The following is a 22000-nucleotide window of genomic DNA, read 5'->3' as shown; positions in this document are numbered from 1 at the left end:
TTCGTCATAGCAGGAGAGGCCGCGCGGATGTGCAGCGACGCGGCCGCCGTTCGATCGTCCGTTCGCTATCCGACATGCAGCCGAGCCAGCACGCCAAGTCTTCTCCCGTCACGTTTCTGTCGCATCGTCGGCGCTCTCATGGCAGGCGGTCCGTCCGCACGTGGCGCATCAAGCCGCTGGTGCAGGCGGCGGCACTGACGCTGCTGGCGGCCAGCGCCCATGCGCAAACGCGTGCCTTCAGCGGTGCCTGGTTTGCCGAGCGCGGTGCAGCGCAGAACACGGCCGCTGCCACCGGTCGCCTGCCCAACGGTACACCGGTCGCGCTGATCAATGATCCGCAGCAGCAATCGCAGCAGGCGCGTCAGCAACTGCAGCAGTCGCTTGCCAACCTGAACGGCGTTGCCGCAGCCATCGCTGCACAGCAGGCTGCGCAGAATGCGGCGCGGCAGGCTGCACTCAGCGGGTCGTCCGATGTGCCGGATGGGCTGGCCGATGGCGGCCTGAAGGTCGATACGAATTCGCTCACACGCGGCTGGGTCAACGCCAACGCACCCGTGCAGTCCAACAAGGACGGCCGCGTGAACGTGGCCATCCAGCAGACCGCTGACAAGGCCGTGCTCAACTGGGAGACCTACAACGTCGGCCGCAACACGACGGTGGAGTACCAGCAGCAGTCCAACTGGTCGGTGCTCAACCGCGTGAATGATCCGAACGGGCGGCCCAGCCAGATCCGTGGCCAGATCAAGGCCGACGGCACGGTGCTCATCGTCAACCGCAACGGCGTGATCTTTACGGGCAGCAGCCAGGTCGACACACGCAACCTGGTGGCGGCCGCCGCCAACATCACCGATGACCAGTTCCGCAAGGGCCTGTACGGTGACAACGCTACGCCTACCTTCACCAACGCGGGCGGCAAGATCAAGGTGGAGGCCGGCGCGCAGATCAGCACGCGCGCGCCGCAGTCCGTGACGCAGGGCGGCGGCTATGTCCTGCTGGTCGGTACCGAGGTTGAGAACGCGGGTACCATCAACACGCCCAAGGGCCAGACGCAACTGGCTGCCGGTGACAACTTCATCATTCGCAAGGGCGTGGGCACGGACGGCAACACGATGTCCACCACGCGCGGCAACGAGATCGCGCCGCAGTTCGTGGCCAACAGTACGGCGGGGCATGTGGTCAACAGCGGCCTGATCATTGCCAACCAAGGCGATATCACGCTGGCCGGGCGCGACGTGGCGCAGAACGGCGTGGCGATCTCCACCACGACCGTCAACACGCGCGGCACGATTCACCTGTTGAACTCCGCCGCCGACTCGCAAGGGCGCGTAACGGTCGGGCCGGGCGCGACCACCGCCATCCTGATCGAACAGGACGCTGCTACGGCGCTCGACAGCCAGCGCAATGCGCTGCTGAAGGAATCCGCCACGCAGGACAAGCTGCGTGCGGATACCGCCCCGGGCGTATTCGATAACCTCTCGCGCCTGTCAGACCGGCGAGACCTGTCGCGCATCGAGATCGTCTCTGGGGGCGACGTGCTCTTCGCAGACAACTCGCTGTCGCTGGCCACCGGCGGGCAGATTCAGGTGAGTGCTGCGCGCCGCGCGCTGGTGACCGATCGCGCGCGGCTCGACGTGGGCGGCGCGGTGGGTGTACAGGTGTCGATGGAGTCGAACAACGTTCAGGTGAACGTGCAGGGCAACGAGCAGCGCGACGCGCCGGGCAACCGCGACAGCGGCGTGCTGAACAACGCCAACGTGTGGATCGACCGCCGTCGCCTCGTCTATGTGCCGGCCAAGCCCGGCGTGTATGACAAGGACCGCTACTACACCGCTGGCGGCTTGCTGGAAGTGGGCGGCTATCTCGACAACACCGGCCACAGCATTGGCGAATGGGCAGCGCAGGGCGGCACCGTCACCCTGGGCGGCAAGGAGGTGGTCACCCAGCGCGGCTCGTCGATCAACCTGTCGGGTGGGTCACTCGATGTGCAGACCGGCCTCTTGCGGCAGACCTTCCTCAAGGGGCGTGACGGGCAGCTCTACGATGCGTCCTCCGCACCGATGGACGTGCTCTACGCAGGCGTCTATCAGGGCTTTGAAGCGGCGCACCCGCGCTGGGGCAACAAGACCACCGAGTACTTCTACAGCCCGTTGATTGCGCCGCGCCAGAAACTGGAGAACGGCTACACGGCTGGGCGCGACGCGGGGCAACTGATCCTCTCCACACCCACGGCCGTGGTGGACGGCGACATTGTCAGCGCCGTGTACAACGGGCCGCGCCAGAACCAGGCGCGCGCACAGGGCAGCACCGATGGCTATGTGCAGGCACAGACCGCCGTGGCGATTCCCGCCGCGCTGCGCATCGGTCGCTATGACGGCTATGGATTGGCGGGCGCATATGACACCCGGGTCCGCATCGGCGATGTCGCCGCGGCAGGGCCGATCTCGCTGGCCGACGCGCTGCCGGCAGACCGTATCAACACGATCCAGCTGGATGCGCAGCGCCTGAACGACATGGGGCTCGGCGGGCTATCCCTTGCATCGCAAGGCAACGTGACCATCGACAAACGTCTGGCACTGGCGGATGGCGGCACGGTGTCGGTGGCAGCGTCGTCCATCGACGTGAATGCGGATGTGGTGGCGCACGGCGGCAACGTGGCGCTCAGCAACGTGCTGCGTGCCGCGAATCCGGCCACGCAAGCTGTTGCGCTAACCAAGGATGGTAAGTCGCGCATCACGCAAGCGGCGGGCGCCACAGTGGATGTGAGCGGCCTGTGGGTGAATGGCGTGCTGGACCCAACGACCGTGGCCGGCATGGCATGGCTGAATGGCGGCAGCGTCAGCATGGAGGGCGTGCAGGGCGTTGCGCTTGTGAGCGGCAGCACGATCGACGTGTCGTCGGGGGCGGGCATTCTGGCCAACGGCAGCGTGCGGGGCGGCAAGGGCGGCAACGTTACGCTCACGGCCAACACGCCGCCGTATGCGCCAGCAACGGCGGACGGCAGCACGCTGCAGCTGGGCAGCATCATCAAGGGCTACGGCGTCAACGGCGGTGGCACGCTGACGGTGGCGGCAGACAAGGTGCTTGTCTCCGACGGTAGCGGCACGCAGACCGGGCAGTTGCTGCTCACGCCGGGCTTCTTCCGCCAGGGCTTCTCCGCGTATGACGTGAACGGGTATCGCGGGCTGACCGTTGCACCGGGCACGGCATTGAACGTGGAGATGCCGGTCTATTTCGTGCCGGATGCCGCGCGCAACGTTGCCACGGGTGCGCACCCGGCCGATGTGCTCACGCTGTGGACGCCTCCTGTGTATCAGGAAGATGCCGTCAACGCCAAGCTGATCCAGCGGGGCGGGGCAAGTCTGACACTGCAGTCGAACAGCAACCTGAATCTGGCCGCCGGTTCGCAACTGCAGGTGGGGCAGGGCGCGCGCATTGTGGTGGACCCGGGGCAGACGGTGACGCTGCAGACGCCGGGGCAGATCACGATTGATGGGGTGATTACAGCACCGGGCGGCACGATCAAGGTGCTGCAGATGAACAATGCCAACGTCGATACCGGCAGAGCAGATTACTTTGATCTGACACGCTCGATCTGGGTTGGCGATCATGCTGTTCTGGACGTCGCAGCACGTGCTGTGACTGCAGTCGACCAGTTTGGCCGGCGTTACGGCATTGCGGGCAACGGCGGCACGATCGCCATTGGCCCGAATGGCCCGCGCAGCACGGGAGGGATTGAGCCTGCAGCCAACGCCTTTATCGTCATCCGCCCCGGTGCGGTGCTTGATGCATCCGGTGCCTATGCGATGGTCGATCTGCAGGAAGGCTCAGGCGCCGCCATCCCGATGGGTGTGGCGACACGCCCTGTAGCGTTGGCCGGCGATGGCGGCACGATTGCGCTTGCGTCGTACAACGGCATCTATCTGGATGGCACGGCGCGCGCCAATGCAGGCGGCGCTGGCGCTGCTGGTGGCACGCTTGCGGTCATTCTGGAAACGCCGCGCTACATGGTTAGCCAGACGGACATCATTCCCAATGCAGTTGTTGTGCCACGGGAACTGGAGATCGGTTCGGCCTACCGCCCAATATTGCCTGGTGATTTGCAGCCCCATGTGGCCAGTCCGGCGCTGGCCTATGGACGGGCGCGCGTCAGTACAGATCAAATTGCCGCAGGCGGCTTTGACTCGCTGCGGGTCTACGCCGACATGGTGACGTTCGATGGTCCCGTCAACGTGACGATGGGCCGCAGCCTACAGGTGCAGAGCAATGCGCTGTCCACCCGGGATGGCGCTTCCAATGTGCACTTGGCCGCACCGTACGTGCGGTTCGCCAGCACTGCCGTCGTCCCCTTGAATGGCGCACTGTATCCGGTCATTGGTGGTGGCAAGACCGGCGTGCAGGAGTTGCTCAAGCTGAAAACCGTATCGCCTGTGGTCACGCAGGCCGGGCTGACCGTTGATGCCGATCTGCTCGACCTGGGGTTCGCCTATGGCGCTGGCGCGTACGGCCCGGTGGAGCAACCCTATTTGCAACCCGCATTGCAAATCGCGCGAGCCGGCTTTGACGCAATGACGTTCAACAGCACGGGTGACATTCGCGCGCAACTGGGTGCGGGTGGCTCACGACAAGTTACGTTGAATGCGGCACAGGTCTATCCGGTGAGCGCCGCGAGCGCCAAGCTTGCTGCGACGGAGCGCGTCACGCTGGGGCGCAACGGCGAGCAACTTCCGGACGTGCCCGACAGTGTGTTCGGTACGCTGCAGATACTTGCACCGGAAGTGGAGCAAGGCGGGGTCTTGCGTGCGCCGTTGGGCAATCTGTTGCTCGGTGGCACCATCTATGACGGTGTGCCCGCAGCGACACGTCGCGTGCACCTGCTCCCCGGCAGTCTGACTTCTGTGAGCGCGGTGGGATTGATCTTGCCCTACGGCGGCACTTCCGACGGCGTGAGATACACATACAACGGTGCCTCGATTGGGGATACGCCGCTGTCGCTCGGCAGTTCGAGCGCAGTCCGGCTGGCGGGGAATGCGTTCGATGTGGCGCCTGGCGCCATCGTCGATATGTCGGGCGGTGGCAATGTTGCAGGGGCCGGCTTTGTTAGCGGCCGGGGTGGCTCGGTGGATGTGCTCACGACACCGCTGATCAACGCGAACCCGACACTTGCCTACAGCGCCAAGAGCAACAGTGTGTATGCCATCGTGCCCGGCTATCACAGTGCCTATGCGCCGTTTGATGCGGGCGCGGGCGTCGCTGTTGTGGGGCGCCAGATCACCATTGGTGCGGGCATTCCGGGCCTCTCGCCGGGTGTCTATACCTTGCTGCCCGCAGCGTATGCATTGCTACCGGGCGCATATCGCGTCGAAGTCGGGCAGGCCAATCCTCTACTGACCGGCGCGAGCAAGCTTGGAGACGGGTCGTGGCTTGCAGGCGGTGTGCTGGGCACTGCCAATACAGGTCTGCAGGCAGCGCTGCCTTCGCAAATCATCCTGACGCCCGGCGAAGCCGTGCGTATGCGCTCTCAGTACAACGAGACGAGCTACGCCGATTTTCTCCAGGCAAATGCGGCCCGCTTTGGCTATCCGCGCGCCATGCTGCCCTCAGACGGCAAGACGCTCCAGCTTGTCTATCAAGACCCTGACTCAACGCTCAGCGCGTTGAAGTTTGGTGGATCGGCACGCTTCGATGCGGCGCCGGGTGGCTATGCGGGGACCCTGGCGGTAGACAGCAGTAGTTCGAGCCCCGCTCGGAATATTGAAGTGACGGCGACGGGTGCGCAAGCCACGCCCGGATTCATCTCTCTGGATGCAGGCGCCTTGAATGCCATCGGCGCGCCGCGCATGATGATCGGTGGTGGTGTGCAGACGCAAAGCAGCGGTCTGCGTTCGTTGGAGGGCAACATCAATGCCGTGGCTGTGCGTTCCGGCGCGCAGCTCGCGGGCAGTGAAGTTTTCCTGATTGCCCAGGCGGGCGGTATCACGGTCGAGGATGGTGCGCGCATCAGCACCCTTGGCCAAGGCACACAGACGCCTTACCCATCGACGGACGGCTACATCTATACCACCAACTCGAATCTCATCGCCGTTTCCAATGGCCTTTTGAATGTCGTTCAGAACCAACTGGCAGGCGGTTCGGCCGGTATCTCGATTGGCAAGGCCGAGCTCTATGGAAAGGGTTCACTTCTGCTTTCAACGCAAGGCAACGGTCAGATCAGTCTGAGCGACGGTGCCCGCTACGGTGCGAAGTACCTCACGCTGTCAATGCCCAGCATCAACATCGGCGAGCAGGCGGCATTGGACGCTGCCGCCAGCGTGCTGCCGAGTGGCCTGCGCCTGAATCAGGATCTGCTCAGTCGTCTGCTTGCCGGCAATACAGGCATTGGCGTGCCGAAGTTGGAAAACCTAGTTCTGACTGCCTCGCAGTCGATCAACTTCTACGGCACGACGGCGCTCAACACGATCGATCCGGTGACGGGAAAATCGTCACTCGCATCGTTCATGCTCAATACACCCGCCATCTACGGCCTGGGCGGCGCGGGCGACGTTGCGACGATCACGACCGACAAGCTGGTATGGAACGGCGTGAGCGATGGCGTTCTCCGGACTTCCAATCAGGCACCGTCGAGCGCGAAACCCGGTGGCGTCATCGCAGGCGGCGCCGGTACGGGTAGCGGCACGCTCAACATCGTTGCCCGCGACGTGGTCTTCGGCTACGGCCCGTTCAGCCAGCCCGACACACAGCTCACGCTGGACCGCCTGGTGCTCGGCTTTTCCAACATGAATGTGCAGGCCAGTGACAAGATCACGGCCAACAACCGCAATACGTTGTCGGTGTATCAAACGCAGGGTGCGTATCAGGCCGGCACCGGCTATCAGTACAGCGGTGGCAACCTCAATTTCGTCACGCCGTTGCTCACGGGCGAATCGGGTTCCATCAACCGATTCACCGCAGGCGGGGCACTCAACGTTGCTGCACCATCGGGTGCCGGCACTGTGAGCACGGATGCGCTCGGTGCGGAGATCGGCCTCAAGGGCAACACTGTCAACGTGGCCAGTGCCATCGTGCTGCCGAGCGGCAAGCTGACGATCTCCGGTGACAGCGGCGTCACGCTGGCCGACGCATCGCGCATTGATGTGGCGGGTCGCGCAGTGCCGATGAACGACGTGACGAAGTACAGCGCGGGTGGCGACGTGCTGATCGACAGCGCGCATGGCAACGTGAGCCAGGCGGCAGGCTCAGTCGTCGATGTCTCCGCGCAGAACAACCGTGCCGGCAGTGTGTCGGTGACGGCGCTGGATGCGGCAGCAGGCCGCGTTGATCTGGCCGGCACCATCCGTGGTACGGCAAGCGGCCGCTACGATGCAGGCGGCACCAATGTGCCGTGGCAAGCCGGCAGCGTCGACGTGCGTGCACAAACGCTGAACGATTTCACCGGCTTCAACCAGCGCCTGACCGCAGGCGGCATGACCGGTTCGCGCAGCTTCCAGATCAAGCAGGGCGACCTGACGATTGGCGATGAACTGAAGGCCAACACGATCAACGTATCGCTCGATGGTGGCAGCCTGACCGTCAACGGCCGTGTGGATGCCAGCGGTGAGCAGCCGGGCACGATCCGCCTGGCCGCGCGCAATGGGCTCACACTCGGCTCGGGCGCTGTGCTTGATGCGCACGGCACACGCCTGCGTGTGGACAGCTACGGCTTACCCATCGACGCGCCCAACCGCGGCATCGTTGAGTTGCGCGCCACAGAAGGGCGTCTTACGTTGTCATCTGGGGCCGTGATTGACGTGCGTGCGGCGGACAACGTGGCACGCGGCACCGTTACGCTCAGCGCACCGCGCGTCGGCTCGGACACCCAGGGCGATCTGGCCATCAATGCCGCAGGCCCGCTCGACATCCGTGGTGCCAGGAGCATCGCCGTGCAGGGCTTCCGCCGCTACGACAATGCACCGGTCGATACGGCGCCTACGGTAGATGGCAAGCCTAACCAGGTCATCACGCAGGCGTGGATGGACGGCATTGATGCCGATAGCCGGAGCTTCATCAATGCTGCCTGGAACAACAGCGATCTGCAGGCGCGCCTGGCTGGCTTGAAGACCTACGGCAGCGCATATCACCTGCGACCTGGAGTGGAGATCGTCAGTGCCACGCCGGACGGCAACCTCTTGGTGCGCGGCGATCTTGATTTCTCGGGCTACCGCTACGGCCCCAATGCCGACCCGAACGTGCGTGGTTCCGGCGAGCCCGGCGCGTTGGTGATGCGTGCAGGTGGCAAGTTGCAAGTGCTGGGCAGCATCAACGATGGGTTTGCACCACCGCCGGCTACGCAGGACGACGCGGGCTGGTTGTTGACCGCCGGTAAGCAGCCCTACGGCAACGACATCATCGTCCCGCGCGGCGGCATTACGCTGGCCGATGGCACGCTGTTTGCCCCGGGCACGATGCTCAACTACGACGTGCCGCTGCGCTCGTTTACGCTGCCGGCCAATGCAACGGTGCCGGCCAGTCTCACACTGGGCCAGGCGTTGAACTTGCCCGCCGGTACGGTGCTGCGGGCGGCCGTGCGCGATGCGGCAGGCAACGTGCAGTACCCCGCTGGCACGGTCTTGCGGCAAGACACGGCGCTCGCGGCCGGGATGGTGCTGGATGCAGGCAGTGTGATTGCTGCACCTGTATCGGTCGCTTCGATCGTCTGGCCTAAAGGCGTTTCGCTCGCTGCACAAGGCCCGGACGGTGTTGCGTTGAATGGGGCATTGGCCCTGTCGGTCGGTGCGCTCATTCCTGGCTCGGCCGACGTGAAATTGCCCGACGACGCCAAGTTTGTCGAACTGCGCGACACGGTGAATGGCTCGCAGGGCAGCAACTGGGCGATTGCGCCCATGCTGAAATCCGGCACCGAGTCGTGGTCGATGCGGTTGGTTAGCGGAGCGGATATCAGTGCTGCGGACAGTCGCGCTGTGCGTCCCGATGCGCGGCAAGCCGCCAGTCTCGTGCTGGGAGATGCGCATCTGTCTGCGGTGGCACAGTCGCTTCCTGCTCGGGTAGTGTGGAAAGACGGGGGGTTTGGTACGCCCGGAGAAACCGTGCCTGATGACCTTTTGTTCCTCTGCGACCTCGGTGACTATTGTCAGGCCGTGCCTGGAGAAACGACCCTGGCCCCGCGCTTTCCGCTTTTCAGCGTTCTTCGCACTGGCACAGGCGATCTGGATTTGATCAGCGGTGGCGGCATCGACATACGTTCGATCTACGGCGTCTATACGGCTGGAACGCAGTCCACGCCGCTGCTCGATAGCAGCGGCAACAACCCCTACAACCAGCGGCGCGGCACGGAGCGCACCACCGGCAACACGGTCCTCGGTCCTGATGGCACGGCATATGAACCGTTCGTCAACGGCGATCCGACAACGAGCCTGTATCAGGCGTGGTATCCGGAGCGCGGCGGCAACGTCCTGCTGTCGTCGCAAGGTGCAATCACCGGGCATACGCTGGGGAGCGGTCCGACGTTCAGCAACAATCCAGGCGATTGGCTCTGGCGCCAGGGCGGTACGGGGTCCGGCCTGCCGACGGCATGGTGGGTCAACTTCGGCACGTATGTGTCTTCGGTGCCAGGGGTCAGCACCTTGACTGCTCCCAGGCTCGTGGGCTTCACGGGAATTGGCGCGCTGGGCGGCGGCAACGTTCAAGTCAGGGCAGGCGGCGACGTTGGCGTGCAGTCGAACCCTGGTACCAAGTCGCAACCGACAAGCGAAGCGCTGAACATTGCCGTAGCCAGCACGGGGCGCGTCGGGCCGGACGGCAAACTGGTGATGACGGGTGGCGGCGATCTGCAGCTTGGCACTCAGGGTGCGATCAATCCGCTGGATTCGGCTTTCCGCAACACGTATGGCAGCAGCCCGGATATCGACGGTGTGCTGACGAACCTGCGCGGCAACCTGAGTGTGGAAGCGGGTGCCATTGGTCGGCTTGCCCTAGACTCTGCGGCCTACGGGGCCGCCATGCCGAACGACCCCCGTGGGCGAGACGTCTTTGCCGCCACCGGGGCTGTGCCGCAGGGCGGGCTGACGATTGTGCCGGGCGACGCGACGGTCAACCTATCCACCCGTGGGGATCTGGTCCTGGCTGCCATTGGAGATGCCGGCCGCCTCAGCCAACAGAATGCAACGCCCTATTCACCGACACTGGGTGGCGTGCTGGTACCGCAATCCGGCGGTGGATATAGCTGGTTCTCACTGTGGACGGATCGCACAACGCTGAACCTGTTCTCCGCCGGTGGAAACCTGACCCCCACTACACAAAGTCGCCGGGCGCCAGGCACAGGGGGTGTTGGTGCTCCGACAGATGGCCGATTCGTATACCCGAGCACGTTGCGTGCTGTGGCTGCGCGAGGCAATGTCTACTACGGGGGCGGTGACAGCGCCAATACATCGCTTGTGCTGGCGCCTTCGCCGTTCGGTCAACTTGAAATTCTCGCCAACGGATCGTTGTATGCGAATGGCTACGCGATCAGCCAGTCCGGTGCATCGCAAAGTGCGCTGGTAACGCCGTTCAACCCTGGCTTCGCTGGCTATGGGGCGGGTGCTGGTACCGTGCTCTTGGTTGACAACACGAGTGCGGATGGCACGGCTTTCACGCGAGGAGGTGGTGGGACGTTGTTCGCATTTGGTCCGGATACAGCGTCCGGCTTGCTGCATGTGAACGATAGCGAGCCCGCGCGTTTCTATGCTGTCAATGGCGACATCGTTGGCTTGCGCACAGGCGACCTGCTGGACTTCACCGCAGGCGGGAAGCAGGTGTCACCCAAGTCGCAATCGACTTGGTATGTCGCAGCCAAACCGACCTGGATCCTGGCCGGCCGTGACATCGTGGGCGCTGGCACTGCTCCAGGCACTTCCACCCCAACGGGGTTCAGCAACACCACCTCCACCGGCAACCTCCTCCTCAACAACAACCCCAACGACATCTCCGTCGTCTCTGCTGGCCGTGACATCCTGTTCGGCAACTTCCGCGTGGCCGGCCCGGGCACGCTGGAGGTCACCGCCGGCCGCAACCTGTATCAGGCAGACAAGGGCTTGCTGGAGAGCATTGGCCGTATCGGTACCGCCATCTCCGTCGGCCCGGATGATCGCGGCAGCGGCGCAGGCATCAGTGTCATGGCAGGCGCGGGCGCAGCCGGTGCGGACTTCACGACGTTCGCACGCCGTTACCTCGATGCGGCCAACCTGGCCAATCCGAACGCACCGCTGGCTGATCAAACGGGCAGGGTGGTCAAGACGTATCAGAAGGAACTGCTCGACTGGCTGCAGACGCGCTTCGGTTACACCGGTACGCAAGATGGCGCGCTCGCGTTCTACTTGGGGTTGCCGGCGGAGCAGCAGCGCGTGTTTGCCCGCTCGGTGTACTTCAGTGAGCTGCAGGCGGGCGGCCGTGAGTACAACGACCCAACCAGCCGCCGTTTCGGCAGCTATCTGCGCGGGCGCCAAGCCATCGCGTCGCTGTTCCCGGACAAGGATGCGCAAGGCCGGCCGATCCAGCGCGACGGCACCATCACGATGTTCGGCCCGTCCGGCATTCGCACGGACTTCGGTGGCGGTATCCAGATGCTCACGCCGGGCGGCAAGCTGATCGTGGGTGTGGAGGGTCAAGTGCCGCCAGCCACTTCGGGTCTGCTCACGCAGGGCTCGGGCGATATCCAGGTCTATTCGAAGGACAGCGTGCTGCTGGGCCTGTCGCGCATCATGACCACGTTTGGTGGCAGCATTCTGGTGTGGTCGGCCGAGGGTGACATCAACGCGGGGCGCGGTTCCAAGACCTCGCTGCTCTATACGCCGCCGCTGCGCGTGTATGACAGCGTGGGCAACATCACGCTGTCGCCGCAGGTGCCGAGTTCTGGCGCGGGCATTGCCACACTCAACCCGATTCCCGAAGTGCCACGCGGTGACGTTGACCTGATCGCGCCGCTGGGCACGGTCGACCCGGGCGAGGCGGGCATCCGGGTGTCGGGCGACATCAACGTGGCCGCGCTGCGTGTGGTGAACGCCGCCAACATCCAGGCGCAAGGTGAGTCGCGCGGTATCCCGACGGTGGCGCTGGTCAACGTGAACGCGCTTAGCTCAGCCAGTGCAGCGGCCAATTCAGCCACGCAAGCGGCGCAAGACGTGATGCGTCAGCAGCAGGCGGCCGCACGCAATGGGTTGCCGTCCATCATCACCGTGCAGGTGCTCGGCTATGGCGGAGCAGGTGGCGGCGAGAACGGCGACGGCGCGCAGAAGGCACCGCCGCCCGAGCGCCAAGACCGCAGCAGCTACGACCCAGGAAGCGCCTTCCAGATGATCGGCAATGGTGATCTGACCGAGCGCCAGAAGATGCGGCTCACCGCAGCCGAACGCAAGAACCTGTGATGCCGTAAGCGGGCGGCAAGCGTTCTTCACCCCATCGTCATCGCGTGGTCATACAGCGCGCGATGTCTCTTCACTCTGCGGTGCATCCAAACATGTGGATGCGCCGCAGAGCCCCTTCCCATGCGGCTTCATGGCGTGCGTTCGATCACGCCATGCTGTGTCGCGCGTTGCTTCATGAAGCTTGCGTGACATCACAAAATGTTTGCGGATTTGGATTTCAGCAAACGTCATTCCTGTGAAGACCGACGGCTGACAAACGACACAGCCGCGCATCGCACAACACACGAATGAATGCCGAATCGGCACTGAGCCAACGCATGTCCGAATTCAAGAAACACACGTCTGTGGGGAGTGTCCAGCTGGCGATGCTTTCGCTGCTGATGCCCGGCGTGGTCCTGGCGCAAGAGCCGCCGGCACCTGCTGCTGCACCGGTGGCAGCCGCGTCTTCCGAGCCTGCGCCGCAGCGCAAGGTCAACATCAACGAGTACGTCGTGCGCGGCAACACCATGCTCGACGTGCGCACCATCGAGAAGACCGTCACACCGTTCCTCGGGCCCGATCGCACGCTCAAGGACATTGAGGATGCGCGCGCCGCATTGCTGGCCGTGTATCAGGCCAAGGGCTATCAGTCCGTCTATGTGGATCTGCCCGAACAGCAGGTGACTGGCGGTGTGGTGATCCTGCAGGTGAATGAAACACGCGTGGGCCGTGTGCGCGTGACGGGCGCGGAGTACACGTCGCCGCGTCTGGTGCGTGAGGGCGTGCCTGCGCTGCAGGAGGGCAAGGTGCCCGATTTCACGCAGGCGCAGACAGAACTGTCCACGCTCAACCGGGCCGATCGGCAGGTGATTCCGGTAGTGCGCCCGGGCGCGGTGCCCGGCACGATGGATGTCGACCTGAAGGTGGACGACAAGTCGCCGGTGCACGCCAGCCTTGGGCTGAACAACGACCACAGTGCCGAGACCCGTCCGTTGCGTATGACGGCGTCGATCAGCCACGACAACCTGTGGCAGCTCGGGCATCGCGCGTCGTTGTCGTTCTTTGGGGCGCCACAGGATTTCAGCCAGGCACGCGTGTGGTCAGGTGCGTACACCGCACCCATTCCTGATACGAACTGGAGCCTGGAGTTCTCGGGCTACAAGTCCGACAGCAACGTTGCCACGACGGGCGGCACCAGCGTGCTGGGCAAGGGCCACGCGGTGGGCGTGAAGGCCAACTACGTGCTGCCGACAGCAGGCGCGTGGTGGCAACAGCTTGGTGTGGGCATCGACTTCAAGGACAACGCCGAGAGCCTGCGCTTTGGCAGCACAAGCGACCACGTGCCGCTCAAGTACGCGCCCATCTCGCTGTACTACACGGGCTATCGCCAGAGCGAGCGCGACACGCTCAGCCTCAACCTGAGCGCCACCGCCGGCACGCGCAGCCTGTTTGGCTACGGCAGCAGCGAACAGGCCTACGACTACAAGCGCGTGAATTCACGCTCCAGCTTCCTCGCCTTCAAGGCTGATGCCACCGAGACGCACACCTTCCAGGGCGGCTCGCAGGCCGTGGTGCGCGTGGCAGGGCAGTTGTCGGATTCGCCGCTGGTATCGAGCGAACAGTTTGCTGCGGGCGGCATGAGCAGTGTGCGTGGTTACCTGTCTGCGGAAGCGACGGGTGACTACGGTGCACTGGCCTCGCTTGAGTGGCGGACGGCGCCGTTCAACAAGTTCGCTCCAGCGCTGGATGAACTGCGCTTCTACCTCTTTACCGATGCCGCCTACCTGCGCCTGCGTCAGGCGCAAGTAGAGCAGGCGAGCAGCTTCTCGCTTCTCTCGCTGGGCTTCGGCACCAGTTTCAAGTTGACCGACTACGTGCGTGGCCGCCTGGAGTTTGGCTATCCGCTGCGCGACGGCCCCGGCACGCGTGCGCATACGCCACGCGTGAACTTTAGCGTGAACGCCAGTTATTGAACGCGCTACCGAGCCACGTCCAACCGCTTACCTGCTTTGTCTTCGGAGAGTTTCTGCCATGCGACGCATTCTGTTTCTGCTCACGCTGCTGAGCGCCTTCCTGCCCGGCACCGCGCTGGCATGGTGGCAGCCCGACTGGGCCTATCGCAAACCGATCACCGTGGATGCCGGCCCGCAAGGCGGTGCGCTCAAGAGCGATGCCGGCCGCACGCCCGTGCTGGTGCGCCTGCATACCGGCAACTTCAGCTTTGACGGCACGAGCGAGAACGGTACCGACCTGCGCTTCATCGCTGCCGATGACAAGACGGTGCTGAACTATCAGATCGAGCAGTTCGATCCGCTGCTGGGCATCGCGCTGGTTTGGGTGGATGTGCCGACGGTCACGACCAACGCACCGCAACGCGTCTGGATGTACTACGGCAACCGCAAGGCGCCGGCATCGAGCAATGGTCAGATGACCTTTGACCCGGACTACACGCTGGTCTACCACTTCAGCGAGACCGGCACGCAGCCGCGGGACACGACGGGCTACGGCAACCACGCATTCACGCCTGTCACCACGTTTGAAGGTAGCGTGATCGGCAAGGGCGCACAGTTCAACGGTACGCCGCTGATGCTGCCGGTGTCGCCGTCGCTGGCCACGCAGGCCAACGGCCCGTTCACGGTGTCCGCGTGGGTGCGGCCCGCTACGCTGGCGGCAGGGCAGGTGGTCTACGCGCGCCGTGAGGGTACCAATGAGTTTGTGCTCGGTATCGACAACGGCGTGCCGTTTGTTCAGGTGAACGGCCAGCGCAGCGAGCCGGGCCAACCGGTGCGCGCGGGCCAGTGGTCGCATGTGGCGGCCACCGCAGATGAACAGGGCGTGCACCTCTACGTGAACGGCGCTGTGGCAGCCAACCTGGCCGCGCATCTGCCCGCACTCAACACCGCAGCAGCCGTGGGTGGCGACGCCCTGGGCGGTACGGGTCTGACCCCGTTCAATGGCGCCATTGATGAGCTGCGCCTGTCCAAGACGGCACGCTCGGCTGGGTTGATCCAGGCAGATGCCGTTGCGCAGGGTGCTGAATCGCGCCTCGTCTCGATGGGGCCGGATGAACAGCAAGCCGGCAAGAGCCACTTCGGCTTCATCCTCGCGGCCATGCCCGTGGACGCGTGGGTGGTGGTATGCGTACTGGGCCTGATGATGGCGGGGTCGTGGGCCATCATGATCACCAAGAGCCGCTACTACAGCACGGTGGCGCGCGCCAATGCGCGCTTCATGGCGGTGTTTCGTGAGACGGCCGGCGCATCGCTCGACTCGCTGGTGCGTGGTGGCAAGGTGGGGGCGGATGTTCGCCAAGATTCCTCGCTGTGGCGCCTGTACGAAATCGCCATCCGTGAGATGCAGTTGCGCCATGAGCGCGGCTTCGACATCAACGCGGTGTCGGCGGCCACCATCTCCGCCATTCGCGCTGCCATGGAAGGCGTGATGGTGCGCGAGAACGAGCGCATGGCGCGCCGCATGAACTGGCTGTCGACCACCATTGAGGGCGCACCGTACGTGGGTCTGTTCGGCACGGTGATCGGCATCATGCTGGTGTTCGTGGTGGCCGCCATGGCGGGCGCGGTGGACATCAACTCGGTGGCACCGGGCATGGCTGCAGCACTGCTGTGTACGGCAGCCGGCCTGGGTGTGGCGATTCCCGCGCTCTTTGGCTACAACTGGCTCGCCTCGCGCTCGGACGCCATCGCGGCGGACATGGCGGTGTTCGTGGATGAGTTCGCCACGCGCCTGGCCGAAGAGCACGGCGACGGCCGCGCCACCGTTGTATTGGGCGATACCGCGGCGCGCGCTGCGCATGCGGAACAGCGCATCGATACCTCGGGCGGCGGCTTCGTGGCCAGCCCGGCTGCGCCGCACCGCGAGTAAGGGGCGGCCATGGCAAACGTGTCCCGCTTTGGGCCCAAGAAGCGTGCCAGCGGTATCAACATCACGCCGTTTGTGGACGTGCTGCTGGTGGTGCTGGTGATCTTCATCCTCACCAGCAACGCGAGCATTCCCGGCATCAAGGTCAACCTGCCGAAGGCCAGCGCCTCCGTGGCGCTGGAAAAGCCCAAGACCAAAGCCATCACCATCGACAACAACGGGCAGGTGTTCCTGGATGCGTATCCAGTCACGCTGCCAGAGCTGGAAGACCGCCTGCGCACGGAGAAGGCCATCACGCCGGATTTTCCGGTGATCGTACGTGGCGATTCGTCCGTGCAGTACGCCAAGGTGGTGGAGGTGCTCGACCTGCTGCGCAAGATCGATCTCAACCAGATCGGCCTGGTGACCGGCAAGCCGGTGGCGTGAGGGCAGCACGACCATGCAGCTCGACCTGAACCCATCCACGCCCACTGCGGATCCGCAGCCTGCTTTCTGGCGGCGTTGGGGCGGCTATGTGATCGGCGCCGTAGTGGGGCTGATCGCCGTGGCGGTGGTGTGGTATCTGCTCGCGGGCACGGCCAGCACCAAGCGTGAGGCACCGTCTACGCCGATGCTTGTCTTGCAGCCGCCACCCCCGCCGCCACCACCGCAACCCGAGAAGCAGCCAGAGCCTGACAAGGTGAGGCCCGAAGTGGTGGAGCCCAAGCCCGATCCCACGCCCGAAACACCCAAGCCAGCCGAAGACACGCCCAACCCAGCAAAGGATCTGTCCGATCCCGTGACGATGAATGCCGATGGGCAGGCCGGTACGGACGCCTTCGGCATCGGCGCAGGCAAGGGCGGCGGCATGAGCGGTGCAGGTGCCGGCGGCGGCAATGCCACCTATGGCCGGTACTTCGGCTACGTGCTGCAACAGGCCCTGTCGCGAGATGACCGCGTGCGCCGGTTGGCCTTCCTGATGCAGGTGAACGTGTGGCTGGACCCGAATGGCCGCGTCACCCGCGTCGAGCTTGTGCGCGGCAGCGGCAATGCCGACACCGATCAGGCTGTGCTCGCCTCCTTGCGCGCGGTTGAGAAGGTGGATGAACGCCCACCGGCTTCCCTGCAGTTTCCGCAGCGCGTGACGCTGCAAGGCAAGCGGCCCGCCGGTTGAAACACGTGATAACGATCGCGCCGGCACGGCAGTCGGGCCGGCACTCCAGCATGCAACGCACTTCTTCCAAGAACATGGCACTCAACCCCGTTACCCACCCATTCCGTGCCGCTGCGCTGGCGTCGGCTGTCGGCCTGTTGATCGCGTCGGGCAGCGTGCACGCGCAAACCGCCACGGGCGACACCACGATGGTCAAGCTCATCCGCGGCCTGATCCAGAGCGGCGCGCTCAAGAAAGACGTGGGCGAAGCACTGCTCGCGCAGGCCCGTGCAGAAGCGCAAGCCACGCAGCAACTGCAGCGCCAGGTGGCTGCACAGGCCGCACAAACGACGCAAACGGCAGGCGTGAAGGCCGAGCCCGGCGACGTGCGCGTGCCCTATGTGCCGCAGACCGTGCGCGACCAGATTCGCGACGAGGTCAAGAGCGAGGTGCTGGCCCAGGCCAAGACCGAACGCTGGGCTGCGCCCGATGCCATCCCCGCATGGACGCAGGGCATCCGCGTGGAAGGCGATGTGCGCGTGCGCAACGAATCGCGCTTCCTGTCGAGCCAGAACAGCAACATCGAAATCGACTGGGCTGCCATCAACGCTGGCACGGGCTTCGACGTCAACACCAACACGAACACCAAGCTGCCGCCGCTGCTCAACACCTCGCAGAACCGCCGCAACCAATGGCGTGTGCGAGCGCGGCTGGGCGTATTCGCAGACATCTCCGAGAGCACGCAGGCGGGTATTCGCCTGGCATCGGGCAGCGACAACAACCCGGTGTCGACCACCCAGTTGCTGGGCGGCGGCCTGGGCAAGAAGAACGTGTGGCTGGATCAGGCCTGGATCTCGCACAAGCCGGCTGACTGGGTGACGATCACGGGCGGCCGCTTTGGCAATCCGTTCTGGTCGACTGACCTGCTGTTCTCGCAAGACCTGAACTTTGACGGCATTGCTGCCAACTTCAGCAAGACGCTGCGCGGCGACACCGTCACGCTGTTCGGTACCGTTGGCGTGATTCCGCTGGAGTACTCGGCAGACGGTTTCCCCAGCCGCAGCCAGAACAAGAGCTCCAGCGAGAACAAGTGGCTCTTCGCCGCCCAGGCCGGTGCAGAGTGGAAGATGGATTCGCACAACACGCTGCGCGGCGCGGTGGGCTACTACAACTTCAACAACGTCACGGGGCAGGTATCGCAGCCGTGCGCGTTGTACTCGGGGTTGGACAGCTGCAGCACGGACTGGTCGCGCCCGGCTTTCATGCAGAAGGGCAACACGCTGATGCTGTTGCGCAACATCGCGCTCAACCCGCTGGACCCGGCCAACACGCCGCAGCCGCAGTACGTGGGCCTGGCTTCCGAGTTCCGCCTGCTGGACTTGAACGCGCGCTGGGACACCAAGGTCATGGGCAACTACAGCCTGCGCTTCGATGCCAACTACATCCGCAACCTGGCTTACGACCCCGACAAGATGTGGCAGCGCGCCGGGGCGGGCGGCATCGTCAACAATTTTGGCGGCACGGGTGGCACGAACCGGTCGGACTTCCGCAGCGGCGGCAATGCCTACATGCTGCAGGGCACCTTCGGCAAGCCGACCCCGAGTGCACGCGGCGACTGGAACATCATTGCCGGCTACAAGCGCATCGAGGCGGACTCCATGCCCGATGGCTACAACGACCCGACCTTCCACGGCGGCGGCACCAACGGACGCGGCTACTACTTCGGCGGCTCGTACGCGGTGGACAAGAACGCGTGGTTCACCGGCCGTTGGATCTCCACGCGTGAAGTCACAGGCCCGCGCCTGTCGATCGACACGCTGCAGCTCGACTTCAACGCCAAGTTCTAAGGGGCCGACGTGGACGAGAACCGAATTGCCTCGCGGCTGATACTGACGCTGTTGGTAGCGGTATCGCTGGCCCCATGCGCTGCCTTGGCACAGCAGCCCAGCATGGAAGAGCGCTTGCGTGCGCAGTTGCGCGCCACCACCACGCAGCTTCAGCAGGCACAGGCGCAGCTCGCACAATTGCAGGCGGGCGGCGGTGCCAACGCGCCCGCATCCGATGCCTCCAAGAAAGAGCTTGCCGACCTGCGCGCCCAGCTTGATGCGGAGCGCGCCCGCACCCGCCAACTGAGCGAAGGCAGCGCCGCCGCACACCGTGAAGCGCAAACCGTGGCCGACAAGGCCAACACGCAAATCACGCAACTACGCGCTGCCTATGACGAACTGCTGCGCCGCGCTCGCGCCACTGAGGCGGAACGCCAGAAGCTGGCCACCGCATCCACCGCACAGCAGACCGCGTTGCAGCAATGCGAAGCCAAGAACGCCAAGCTTTACGCCGTCGGCCAAGAAGTGCTGAGTGCCTACGAGTCGATGGACGTCAGCACCATCATCGCTGCGCGTCAGCCGTTTGCCACCAAGTCGCGCGTCAAGTACGAGCAGATCGCGCAGGAGTATGGCGACAAGCTGTACGACGGCCGCTTTGATCCGCGCGCCGTTACCTCGCCCGCCCCCGCACCTGAGGCCTCCGCTCCGCAAGCAGAAGCGCCCAAGGCGCACTGAGTTTCTTCGTCCCCGATTCATCCACGCACATGACCTCTACGTCCATGCTGACGACCCTTTCCCCCACCGATGTGTCCGACGGCATCAAGGCCGCAGGCGGCGCTGTCACCGCCATCGAACAGGGCGGCATCACGTACCTGACCAGCGCCAGCCACGGCATCAGCTTCCAGATTCTGTGGGGCAACGCCATCGAGTCCGGCCGCTATGCAGACCTCACGCTGAGCTGCCCGCTGCGTGTGCAGGGGGGCACGCTGCCCGAAAGCCTGATTGCCGATTGGCACCGTTCACGCCGCTTTGCGCGCCTGGCGCAGCATGGCGATTTCGTTGTGCTGGAGATGGATGTGATCGCTGCCGGCGGCATCTCTACCGAACACCTCGTCACGCAGATCCGCCTGTGGATGCAGATGATGGGCGAGTTCTTCGTGTATCTGCGTAACTACCGCGATCAGCCGGCTACGCAGGGTGCAGCGGCGTTGGATGCCGGCGCTACGCAGCCCGCGGAAGCTGTCACGCAATAACGCAGCCAACCGTCTCGCTTGAATGCTGCAACGTTTGCGTTGCCATGAAAAAAGCCCGGCATTGCCGGGCTTAAACCTTGCGACAGCGGCGAACCGCCGTCTTTCTCGCTATCGATTAACGACCCGCCTTGCCTGCGCAAGCCGTGGCATTGCCGATGTTGGCGTTCTTGCCGTTGACGTTGTTGAGCAGGTTGTCGCGGATCAGGGTGACCAGACCGCTCGGCAGTCGGGCAAAGCCGTTGCCAAGAATGCGGCCAGCGTTGCTGTTCGTGCCAGAGTACGTTGTGTGACGATCCAGGAACGTCTGGATTTTGCTCAGCACCGTGGCGTCGGCGTAGCACTGGACGTGATCCAGGTAGGTCAGACCAACGATCGGGTAGCCCGTGGTGGGGTTGGCGATTGTCAGCGCCCAGGTGTTCGGATCAGCCAAGTTGGACGAAAGTGTGGGCAAGGTGAAGTTGCTCAGTGCCGTGTCCGTATGTACTGGCCATGGTTGGTATGCTATCCCGTTGTTGCTGTTGAGCAGGCTGGCTGCCTGGAGGTTTTGTGTCGCGACCGTCGACAAGGGGGCGCTCTTCGTGCTGATGTATGGCGGGCTGAGGTAGCCGATGGCGTTGCCAGCGGCAACGGTGTCGCGCATGGCCTCACTGAGGGTCACTCCAACAAAGTTGGGGGGCATATAACCAGTTGGAAAGCTGTCCTCGAACTTGGTGCTCGTTACGAATGCCACATTGGAGTTGCCGGATGCGCCAGTCCAGCAAACGGCGTTCAGGTGGCGTGTGAATATCTCCGTAGTACCGCTACTGTCTCTGTCATACACCACGGTAATTGGGCCCGAGGCCGAGGTGATCTGGCTCCAGTCTGTAATCTTGCCCGAGAAGACTCCACACAATTGGTGGTCGTTCAGAGTCAGGCTGGTAACGCCATCCTTCTTGAATGGGATGCCAATGGCAACCCCCATCGATGGAATCTGCAGAAGGTTGCCTTCCTTTTGTTGGCGGTTCGCGTTGTACGTGCCGATTTCGGAGGAACTCAGGACCGAGTCGCTGCCTGCATAGTGCACAATCGTATCAGTGCGGGGGGGTATATAAGCAGCGTTGAAGCTGCTGCTTTCCCCAGGTTTCCACCAGTTCGGGTCGCTATTCAACAGCGATGCTTTGCCCACGCCACTACCCGTTACGGCATAAATGTGATTCGGCCCAAATGCGCTGATGTCAGCCGCATATACCGGTGCGGCGAGCGACGATCCCCCTCCGACAACAACCGGGGACTGTGGTGCAGGGTCTTGCTGAGTGCTGGCGAGTGCGGTTGCACTAGCTTCAAGCACAGAGAACGAAAGCAGCGCGGAAACGACGAGCGATGTTCGGCTCATTGGAAATCTCCAAACATTTGGAAGCGCCTTGGCGCGATTCATCGATTGCTTCATGAACGCATCGGAGGGAGCGATCCACAGAAGCTGCGAGCTTACCGATCTGGCAAGCAGCGCGAGTTGTTAAAAGGCCCGGCAATGCCGGGCCTAAACCTCTCGACAGCGGC

9 protein-coding genes are annotated in these 22000 nt (G+C 64.1%); 8 read left to right on the top strand and 1 reads right to left on the bottom strand.

Annotation, left to right across the window (positions count from 1 at the left end):
* Nucleotides 1-29 precede the first annotated feature (29 nt).
* The 8 genes from PI87_RS19165 to PI87_RS19130 all read left to right on the top strand — a co-directional run bounded on the left by PI87_RS19165 (nt 30) and on the right by PI87_RS19130 (nt 20464).
* Nucleotides 30-12395, top strand: coding sequence for a filamentous haemagglutinin family protein (locus PI87_RS19165; protein ID WP_052321616.1), 12366 nt, complete (start codon nt 30-32; stop codon nt 12393-12395).
* A gap of 317 nt (nt 12396-12712) precedes the next feature.
* A complete protein-coding gene (locus PI87_RS19160; RefSeq protein ID WP_052321629.1) occupies nt 12713-14347 on the top strand; it encodes a ShlB/FhaC/HecB family hemolysin secretion/activation protein in 1635 nt (544 codons plus the stop codon).
* A 58-nt stretch (nt 14348-14405) separates the two neighbouring features.
* Complete coding sequence (locus tag PI87_RS19155) at nt 14406-16256, top strand: DUF2341 domain-containing protein (protein WP_052321615.1); 1851 nt, start codon at nt 14406-14408, stop codon at nt 16254-16256.
* Nucleotides 16257-16265: 9 nt separating this feature from the next.
* A complete protein-coding gene (locus tag PI87_RS19150; protein ID WP_039599299.1) occupies nt 16266-16679 on the top strand; it encodes an ExbD/TolR family protein in 414 nt (137 codons plus the stop codon).
* A 13-nt stretch (nt 16680-16692) separates the two neighbouring features.
* On the top strand, nt 16693-17406 hold the full coding sequence (locus PI87_RS19145; protein ID WP_052321614.1) for a TonB family protein: 714 nt from the start codon (nt 16693-16695) through the stop codon (nt 17404-17406).
* A 50-nt stretch (nt 17407-17456) separates the two neighbouring features.
* Nucleotides 17457-19232 (top strand): putative porin, encoded by a 1776-nt coding sequence (locus PI87_RS19140; RefSeq protein ID WP_232314033.1) that lies wholly within the window; start codon nt 17457-17459, stop codon nt 19230-19232.
* A 9-nt stretch (nt 19233-19241) separates the two neighbouring features.
* Nucleotides 19242-19946 (top strand): hypothetical protein, encoded by a 705-nt coding sequence (locus tag PI87_RS19135; RefSeq protein WP_157003171.1) that lies wholly within the window; start codon nt 19242-19244, stop codon nt 19944-19946.
* Between the two features lie 44 nt (nt 19947-19990).
* Nucleotides 19991-20464 carry a YbjN domain-containing protein gene (locus PI87_RS19130; protein WP_232314032.1) on the top strand — a complete coding sequence of 158 codons (474 nt, stop codon included), beginning with the start codon at nt 19991-19993 and terminating at the stop codon, nt 20462-20464.
* Nucleotides 20465-20579: 115 nt separating this feature from the next.
* On the opposite strand, the gene PI87_RS28620 is transcribed toward PI87_RS19130, so the two are convergent.
* The gene (locus tag PI87_RS28620; RefSeq protein WP_084210013.1) at nt 20580-21890 is read right to left on the bottom strand and encodes a substrate-binding domain-containing protein; all 1311 of its coding nucleotides are present in this window, start codon (nt 21888-21890) and stop codon (nt 20580-20582) included.
* Nucleotides 21891-22000 lie beyond the last annotated feature (110 nt).

Origin of the sequence: Ralstonia sp. A12, assembly GCF_000801955.1 — a bacterium.
GTDB lineage: Bacteria > Pseudomonadota > Gammaproteobacteria > Burkholderiales > Burkholderiaceae > Ralstonia.
The sequence above is the reverse complement of the archived record's forward strand: the minus strand, read 5'-3'. Positions and strand labels throughout refer to the sequence as shown.

Excerpts from the sequence above, each read along its gene's own strand:
- PI87_RS19160 (WP_052321629.1), top strand. The coding sequence starts at position 12,713 with ATGTCCGAATTCAAGAAACACACGTCTGTGGGGAGTGTCCAGCTGGCG.
- PI87_RS19155 (WP_052321615.1), top strand. The coding sequence starts at position 14,406 with ATGCGACGCATTCTGTTTCTGCTCACGCTGCTGAGCGCCTTCCTGCCC.
- PI87_RS19150 (WP_039599299.1), top strand. The coding sequence starts at position 16,266 with ATGGCAAACGTGTCCCGCTTTGGGCCCAAGAAGCGTGCCAGCGGTATC.
- PI87_RS19145 (WP_052321614.1), top strand. The coding sequence starts at position 16,693 with ATGCAGCTCGACCTGAACCCATCCACGCCCACTGCGGATCCGCAGCCT.
- PI87_RS19140 (WP_232314033.1), top strand. The coding sequence starts at position 17,457 with ATGCAACGCACTTCTTCCAAGAACATGGCACTCAACCCCGTTACCCAC.
- PI87_RS19130 (WP_232314032.1), top strand. The coding sequence starts at position 19,991 with ATGCTGACGACCCTTTCCCCCACCGATGTGTCCGACGGCATCAAGGCC.
- PI87_RS28620 (WP_084210013.1), bottom strand. The coding sequence starts at position 21,890 with ATGAAGCAATCGATGAATCGCGCCAAGGCGCTTCCAAATGTTTGGAGA.